Source organism: Streptomyces sp. MH60, assembly GCF_002939385.1.
Lineage (GTDB): Bacteria > Actinomycetota > Actinomycetes > Streptomycetales > Streptomycetaceae > Streptomyces.
In genome coordinates, this window is the sequence record NZ_MULI01000030.1 from 66,990 (window position 1) to 74,952 (window position 7,963).

Here is a 7,963-nt window from a genome sequence, read left to right on the forward strand (position 1 = left end):
GTCTGCATGAAACTCACCGTGGTCGGCGGCGGTTCGACCTACACGCCCGAACTGATCGACGGCTTCGCCCGGTTGCGGGACACGCTGCCCGTCGAGGAGCTGGTCCTCGTCGACCCGGCGGCGGACCGGCTGGAGCTGGTGGGCGGCCTCGCCCGGCGCATCCTCGCCAAGCAGGGGCACGGTGGCCGCGTGGTCACCACCTCCGACCTGGACGCGGCCGTCGACGGCGCCGACGCCGTCCTGCTCCAGCTGCGCGTCGGCGGTCAGGCCGCCAGGCAGCGGGACGAGACCTGGCCGCTGGAGTGCGGCTGCGTCGGCCAGGAGACGACCGGCGCGGGCGGCCTCGCCAAGGCGCTGCGCACCGTGCCGGTGGTGCTGGACATCGCCGAGCGGGTGCGCCGGGCCAACCCGGACGCCTGGATCATCGACTTCACCAACCCGGTCGGCATCGTCACCCGGGCCCTGCTCCAGGCCGGGCACCGCGCGGTCGGGCTGTGCAACGTGGCGATCGGGCTGCAGCGCAAGTTCGCCGGGCTGCTCGGGGTGGCGCCCGCCGACGTCCACCTGGACCACGTGGGCCTCAACCACCTCACCTGGGAGACCGGCGTACGCCTCGGCGGCCCCGAGGGCGAGGACGTGCTGCCCCGGCTGCTCGCCGAGCACGGGGACACGGTCGCCGCCGACCTGCGCCTGCCCCGGCCGCTCCTGGACCGCCTCGGCGTCGTCCCGTCGTACTACCTGCGCTACTACTACGCCCACGACGAGGTCGTCGACGAGCTGCGCACCAAGCCTTCCCGGGCCGCCGAGGTCGCGGAGATGGAGCGGCAGCTGCTGGAGATGTACGGCGACCCGGCCCTGGACGAGAAGCCCGCGCTGCTCGCCAGGCGCGGCGGCGCCTACTACTCCGAGGCCGCCGTCGACCTCGCCGCCGCCCTGCTCGGCGGCGCGGGCTCCCCGTACCAGGTGGTGAACACCCGCAACCGGGGCACGCTGCCCTTCCTCCCCGACGACGCGGTGATCGAGGTCCCGGCGGCGGTCGGCGGCAAGGGTGCCTCCCCGCTGCCGGTGGCGCACGTGGACCCGCTCTACGCGGGGCTCATGGCGAACGTGACCGCGTACGAGGACCTGGCCCTGGACGCGGCCCTGCGCGGCGGCCGGGACCGGGTCTTCCGGGCGCTGCTCGCCCACCCCCTCGTGGGCCAGTACGCGTACGCCGAGCGGCTCACCGACCGGCTGATCGCGCACAACCGGGAGCACCTCGCGTGGGCCTGAGCGCGAGCGTCCTCGCCGTCGACGCGGGCAACAGCAAGACCGACGTGGCCGTGGTGGCGGCCGACGGGGAGGTCCTCGGCACGGCACGCGGCGGGGCCTTCCGGCCGCCCGCGGTCGGTGTCGAGCGGGCGGTGGACGCCCTGGCGGACGCGGTGACGCGGGCGTTCGCGGCGGCCGGGGTCGGCTCCGTCGACCACGTGTCGGCGTGCCTGGCCAACGCCGATCTGCCCGTGGAGGAGGAGCAGCTGGCCGCCGCGCTGCACGCGCGCGCGTGGGGCACGAGCGTCGAGGTCCGCAACGACACGTTCGCGATCCTGCGGGCGGGCGTCGCCGAGCCGCTGGGGGTCGCCGTCGTGTGCGGGGCCGGCGTCAACTGCGTCGGCATGCGCCCCGACGGCCGCACCGCCCGCTTCCCGGCCATCGGCCGCATCTCCGGCGACTGGGGCGGCGGCTGGGGACTGGCCGAGGAGGCGCTGTGGCACGCCGCGCGCGCGGAGGACGGCCGGGGCGGGCCCACGGAACTGGCCCGCACCCTGCCGGCCCACTTCGGCCTCGGCTCGATGTACGCCCTCGTCGAGGCCCTGCACCTGCGGCGGGTCGAGCCGGTGCGGCGGCACGAGCTGACCCCCGTGCTGTTCGCCACGGCGGCCGGCGGCGACCCGCTGGCGCGCTCCATCGTGGACCGGCAGGCCGACGAGGTGGTGGCCATGGCCACGGTCGCGCTGACCCGCCTCGACCTGCTGGCCGAACCGGCGCCGGTCCTGCTGGGCGGCAGCGTGCTGGCGGCCCGGCATCCGCAGCTCGACGGGCGGATACGGGAACTGCTGGCGGCCCGTGCCCCCAAGGCCGTGCCCCGGGTGGTGACGGCCCGGCCCGTCCTGGGCGCGGTGCTGCTGGGCCTCGACCACGTGGGCGCGGCGCCCGGGGCAGGGGAGCGCGCCCGGGAGCACTTCGCCGTGTGAGCCGCCACGGGAACCGAACCGGTTCCCGTGGCGTATTCATGGGCAGGGGTGGTGCGTTGCACCGGGAACACCTCGAGATCGGGTGAAGGCCGGTGCGAATGTCGGTGCGGGCAGCGATACTTGCGGCGACGGATGACCATGGGGGAGGTCGGCAGTGACTCGACCGCCGGAGAGCGGCGCGGCACCGCCGCCGGACACGGCGCCGCGGCGTACCGCCTTCGCCGAGGGCGTGGACCGGCTGCGCGCGGCGGCGGTCACCGAGCCGGGGCGGCTGCGCATCATCGGCGCGGTGCTCGCCGTGCTCGTCGTCGCCTTCGGCACCGTCACCGCCTGGCAGATGAACGAGCGGGCCGCGGCGGCCGACGACGTGCTCACCCGCAGCCAGCCGCTCAGCTCCGCCGCGGCCGACATCTACCGCTCCCTCGCCGAGGCCAACACCGCGGCCTCCAGCGGCTTCCTGGCCGGCGGCCAGGAGACGGAGGACTCCCGCACGCGCTACGACCACGGGATCCGCGCGGCCGCCGAGGGGCTCGTGACGGCCGCCGCCAACTCCGACCCGAAGTCACCGGCGGCCACGACCATCGCCCGGCTGAACCGCCTGCTGCCCGAGTACAAGGGCCTGGTCGAGCGCGCCCGCACCTACAACCGGCAGGGCTTCCCGGTCGGCGGCGCCTATCTGCGCTACGCCAACGAGAAGATGCAGAAGGAGATGCTCCCGGCGGCGGAGGACCTCTACAAGAAGGAGAACCAGCGGCTGGGCGCCGACTACGGCGACGCCAAGCCCTACCCGTGGGCGGCGATCGCCCTGGGCGTCGTCCTGCTCGCCGCGCTGGCCTGGGCCCAGCACCGCAACTACCGGCGCACCAACCGCGTCCTGAACCACGGCCTGGTCGCGGCGACCACCGCCTCCGCGGTGGTGCTGCTCTGGCTGGTCGTCGGCCACAGCGTCGCCCGGTCGAACCTGACCGACTCCTACGAGCACGGCGTACGCTCCCTCAACGCGCTGAACGAGGCCCGTATCGCCTCCCTCAAGGCGCGGGGCAACGAGAACCTGACCCTGGTCTCCCGCGGCGCGGAGACGACCAAGGTGGGCGACAAGACGTACGACTCCTACGACCTGGCCTTCGGCAAGAACCTGGACAGCCTCGGCGAGGCACTGGCCGAGGCGGGGCGGCTCGCCGACGACAAGGCGGGCGAACAGCCGGTCGACACGGCGAACGGCAACATGACGGAGTGGAAGAAGCGCCACACCTCGGCCCGGACCCAGGACGAGAACGGCAACTACCAGCAGGCGCTGAACCTGGTGATCGGCGGCGACGGCGCCACGGCGGCGTGCTTCGACGGCGTCGACACCGCGCTCGCCGCCGCGCTGAAGCACGAGAAGGCGGAGTTCGAGCAGGCGGCGGGCGACGGTCTGGACGCGATGGGCTACCTCCCGCAGGGCGCCGGCGTGCTCGCCGCGCTGGGGGCGGCCGGCGCGCTGATCGGCATCGGCCGCAGACTGTCGGAGTACCGGTGAGGCGGGGTGCGGGCCCGGCGGGCCGGTCGGAAGGGGTGCCCGTGAAGGCCGTGGAGGCAGGACCCGGGAAAGGGGGCGTGAGGATGCGTGCGGGACGGTTGCGGGCCGGCCTGAAGGGCTGGGGCGGCGTGGGGGCGATGGCCTTCGCCTGCGTCCTCGCGGTACTGGCGGCCCTGCTCCTGCCGATGGTCCCCTGGCACGGCGCGGGCGGCGGTGGCGGTGCGGACGACGACGGCCACGGCGTCGCCCGCGGCAGCCAGGCGCGGGCCGCACGGGAGTGCACGGACCCGGAGAAGCAGACCCTCGCCCCGTCCGGGGACGACGGGCCCACCGTCGACGAGATCCGCGCCCGCGAGGGCGAGAAGCGCAAACTGGTCGTCGGTGTCGACCAGAACAGCTACCGCTGGGGCTACCGCGACCCGAACAGCGGCGGCGACGCCGAACTGGAGGGCTTCGACATCGATCTGGCGCACCGGATCGCGAAGGACATCCTCGGCGACGAGAACGCCGTGCAGTTCAAGGCGATCCCCACCGACCAGCGCATCCCCGCGATCCAGGACGGCCGGGTCGACATGGTGGTCCGCACGATGACCATCAACTGCGACCGGCTGGAGGAGGTCGCGTTCTCCGCCCCCTACTTCATGACCGGCCAGCAGGTGCTGGCCCCCAAGTCCTCGAAGATCACCGGGTACGACGGCACGCTGGCCGGCAAGGAGATCTGCACGGCGGCGGGTTCGACGGCGCTGAGCACACTGGAGCAGGACCAGAAGGACGGCAGGCTCGCCGACGGCGTCGACCTGCGCGCCACCGTGCCCAACCAACTCGACTGCCTGGTACGGCTCCAGCTCGGTGAGGTGGACGCGGTGGTCACCGACGGCGCCCTCGCCGCGAGCCAGGCCGCGCAGGACCCGACGGTCGAGCTGAAGGGCGACGCCTTCACCACCGAGTACTACGGCGTGGCGATGAAGAAGGACGCCGACGATCTGGTACGCCGGGTCAACCGGGTCCTCGAGGAGTGGCGCGCGGACCGGGCGGGCGGATGGCAGCACTCGTACGAGGAGTGGCTGTCGGAGACCATGGACGGGGCGGCGAAGTCGCTGCCGCCGACCCCGCAGTACCTGCGCACGAGCTGACCGGCGGCGGCGCAGGCGAGGACAGAGCACACGCACGGCACACGCAAGTCCGCTACGGCGAGAGGTGATCGATGGGCGACACGGGACCCACCGGGCCGGTGATGGACCGGGACGAGGTGGACCGTGCGCTGGCGCGGCTCGGCGCGGAGCACGAGGCGATCGAGACCTCCCTCCTCGCCCTCCAGGACCACGCGGGCCGCAGACTCCTCGAAGGCGCCGAGCTGACCGGTGTCACCGCCGAGCGCTGGAGTGCCGCGGACGCGTCGATCACGCTGCTGTGGGCCTACTTCGACGCGTACACGGGCGCGCTGCGCACCGCCCGGGAGATCCGCTCCCGGCGCCGCTGGTCCAGCCGCGAGGACCTGGTGGAGCTGACCGAGCTGCTGCGCGGCGAGGCCGTCACGGTGTCCGGCGCGGCCGCCGCCACCGCCAACGCGCCCACCCCGCGGGGCGGTCCGGGCCGGCTCAGCGAGCGGTACTCGCTGGTGACGCTGGTGGAACGGATGAACCAGCTCTACGCGACCTCCCTGGACATGGTGGTCGCCGCCGACGCGGTGTGGTCGGCGCTGCCCGCCCGGATCGATTTACTCGCCGCCGAGTTGCAGCGCACCCGCAAGCTGGCCCACTCCGTGGGCGTACGCCCCGGCGAGCACCCGGCCGGCGACGACCTGGAGCGGATCACCCGCACCCTGACCCGGCTGCGTGAGCAGGTGGTCTCCGACCCGCTGGCCTTCTGGACGCCCGCCCAGGGCAGTTCGGCGCCCGGCGGCGGCCGCCCCGACACCACGGTCTACGACCGGGAGGCGCGCGCCCTGGAGGAGGTGCGCCGCGAGATCGACGCGGTGCTGGCCGTGCGCCAGGACGCCGAGCAGCGGATCGTGCGGCTGCGGGACGTGCTCTCGCGCGCGGACCGCACGCTGGCCGAGGCCCGTACCGCGCGGGGCGAGGTGCTGGCGAAGATCGCCGCGACGGAGGTGCCGGTGGTCGGCGGACCGCCGATCGTGCTCCAGGAGCAGCTCGTCGCGGCCGCCGAGTACCGCAGGCACGCCCAGTGGCACCGGCTGTCGCCGCTCCTGGAGTCCCTGGAGGAGAAGGCGGAGGACGAACTGCTGCGGGCCCGCGAGTCGTTGACGGCGGTCACCGCGCCGCTCGCGATCCGCGCCGAGCTGCGCGGCCGGCTCGACGCGTACAAGGCGAAGATGGCCCGGCTGGGCCACGCCGAGGACCCCGAGCTGGCCGAGAAGTACGAGAAGGCGCGCCGCATGCTGTGGAGCGCGCCCTGCGATCTGCGCGTCGCCGAGCAGGCCGTGCTGCGCTACCAGCACGCGGCGGCCGAACTGCTCGGCACCACACGGCGCGTGCCCGGCCAGGGCGGTCCGGTGGACCGGACGGGACCCGGCGCGTGAAGGACGACCCGCGCACGCACGAGAAGGGGGAGGCAGCGTCATGAGTGAGGCAGGACGGACGTGTCAGCGTCCCGGTTGCGGCGGGACCTACGAGGACATGGGCGGCGGCGAGCTGTACTGCGACACGTGCGGTCTCGCGCCGGTCGTCGCGGCGGGCGGCGCGCTGGGCTCGTCACCGACCGGCGTCACCGGAGGCGGGGGCCGGGGCTCGCGCGGATCGCGCGGTTCGTCGCGCAGCGGCGGCTCCCGCTCCAGCGCCCGCAGTTCCCGTACGTCCTCGCAGTCGTCGAAGTCCCGGCGCTCCGTGTCGGGGCGGCTCTCGCGCGCCGTGTCGGGCCGCTCCACGGGGCGTTCGGTGTCGGTGCGCAGCTCCGGTTCGGCCGCGGGTTCGACCGGGCGCGGGCGGCTGGGCGTGGGTCTCGTCGAGGTGCCGGCGGTGCCGCGGCCCGATCCGCGCGAGATGGTGATGGACCACCCGGAGGTGCCGGAGCGCAAGCGGTTCTGCTCCCGCTCGGACTGCGGGGCGCCGGTCGGGCGGGCGCGCGGCGAGCAGCCGGGCCGCACGGAGGGCTTCTGCACCAAGTGCGGTCACCCGTACTCGTTCGTGCCCAAGCTGAAGGCCGGGGACGTGGTGCACGGCCAGTACGAGGTGGTGGGCTGCCTCGCGCACGGCGGCCTCGGCTGGATCTACCTCGCCGTCGACAAGGCGGTCTCCGACCGCTGGGTGGTCCTCAAGGGCCTGCTGGACACCGGCGACCAGGACGCGATGGCGGCGGCGATCTCCGAGCGGCGCTTCCTCGCCGAGATCGAGCACGCCAACATCGTGCGGATCTACAACTTCGTCGAGCACCTCGACCAGCGCACCGGTTCCCTCGACGGCTACATCGTCATGGAGTACGTCGGCGGCAAGTCGCTCAAGGAGATCGCCAACGCCCGGCGCTCCCCGGCAGGCAGACGCGACCCGCTGCCGGTCGAGCAGGCCTGCGCGTACGGCATCGAGGCGCTGGAGGCGCTCGGCCACCTGCACAGCCGCAAGCTGCTGTACTGCGACTTCAAGGTCGACAACGCCATCCAGACCGAGGACCAGCTCAAGCTCATAGACATGGGCGCGGTGCGCCGCATGGACGACGACGAGTCGGCCATCTACGGCACGGTGGGCTACCAGGCCCCGGAGGTCGCCGACGTCGGCCCGTCGGTGGCGTCCGACCTGTACACGGTCGGCCGGACCCTCGCCGTGCTGTCGTTCGACTTCCAGGGCTACACCACCGTCTACGCGGACTCGCTGCCCGACCCGGACAGCATCGAGGTCTTCCGGCAGTACGAGTCGTTCTACCGGCTGCTGGTGCGGGCCACCGACCCGGACCCGGCCCGCAGGTTCGCCTCCGCGCAGGAGATGGCGGAGCAGCTGACGGGCGTGCTGCGCGAGGTGGTCTCGCTCCAGACGGGCCGGGCCAGGCCCGCCGTGTCCACCCTGTTCGGGCCCGAGATCCGGGTCACGGACACGGAGTTGTTCCCGCGCCTGGACGGCGAGGTGTCGCGGCTGGGGGCCAGGGTGCCGAGTCCGAGAGGACGCCGGGGCGGCTCCGGGGCGTCCCTGCCGGGCGGGGCGGGCTCCGCGCCCGCGCTGCCGGGCGGGTCCGGTCCCGCCGTGGGCGCGCCGGGCGGGACCGT

Annotated in this window: 7 protein-coding genes; 6 read left to right on the forward strand and 1 reads right to left on the reverse strand. The window is 74.2% G+C overall.

The features are described 5' to 3' along the window. The first annotated feature begins 6 nt into the window (after nt 1-6). From BZZ08_RS19990 to BZZ08_RS20010, 5 genes are all read left to right on the forward strand, one after another. Entirely contained in the window at nt 7-1,272 is a 1,266-nt protein-coding gene (locus BZZ08_RS19990; RefSeq protein WP_104633624.1) for a 6-phospho-beta-glucosidase, read from the forward strand. Continuing rightward, complete coding sequence (locus BZZ08_RS19995) at nt 1,263-2,234, forward strand: N-acetylglucosamine kinase (protein ID WP_198601584.1); 972 nt, start codon at nt 1,263-1,265, stop codon at nt 2,232-2,234. Before BZZ08_RS19990 ends, BZZ08_RS19995 begins: the two co-directional genes overlap by 10 nt. Before the next feature lie 154 nt (nt 2,235-2,388). Further along, entirely contained in the window at nt 2,389-3,753 is a 1,365-nt protein-coding gene (locus tag BZZ08_RS20000) for a hypothetical protein (protein ID WP_104633625.1), read from the forward strand. 83 nt (nt 3,754-3,836) lie between these two features. Further along, nucleotides 3,837-4,886, forward strand: coding sequence for a glutamate ABC transporter substrate-binding protein (locus BZZ08_RS20005; protein WP_104633626.1), 1,050 nt, complete (start codon nt 3,837-3,839; stop codon nt 4,884-4,886). 71 nt (nt 4,887-4,957) lie between these two features. After that, nucleotides 4,958-6,292 (forward strand): hypothetical protein, encoded by a 1,335-nt coding sequence (locus tag BZZ08_RS20010; protein ID WP_104633627.1) that lies wholly within the window; start codon nt 4,958-4,960, stop codon nt 6,290-6,292. A gap of 87 nt (nt 6,293-6,379) precedes the next feature. On the opposite strand, the gene BZZ08_RS40135 is transcribed toward BZZ08_RS20010, so the two are convergent. Beyond that, the gene (locus tag BZZ08_RS40135; RefSeq protein ID WP_446750264.1) at nt 6,380-6,637 is read right to left on the reverse strand and encodes a hypothetical protein; all 258 of its coding nucleotides are present in this window, start codon (nt 6,635-6,637) and stop codon (nt 6,380-6,382) included. A gap of 10 nt (nt 6,638-6,647) precedes the next feature. On the opposite strand from BZZ08_RS40135, the gene BZZ08_RS20015 reads away from it, so the two are divergent. Next, nucleotides 6,648-7,963, forward strand: a 1,316-nt coding sequence (locus BZZ08_RS20015) for a serine/threonine protein kinase (RefSeq protein WP_446750265.1), incomplete at its 3' end; no start/stop codon positions are given.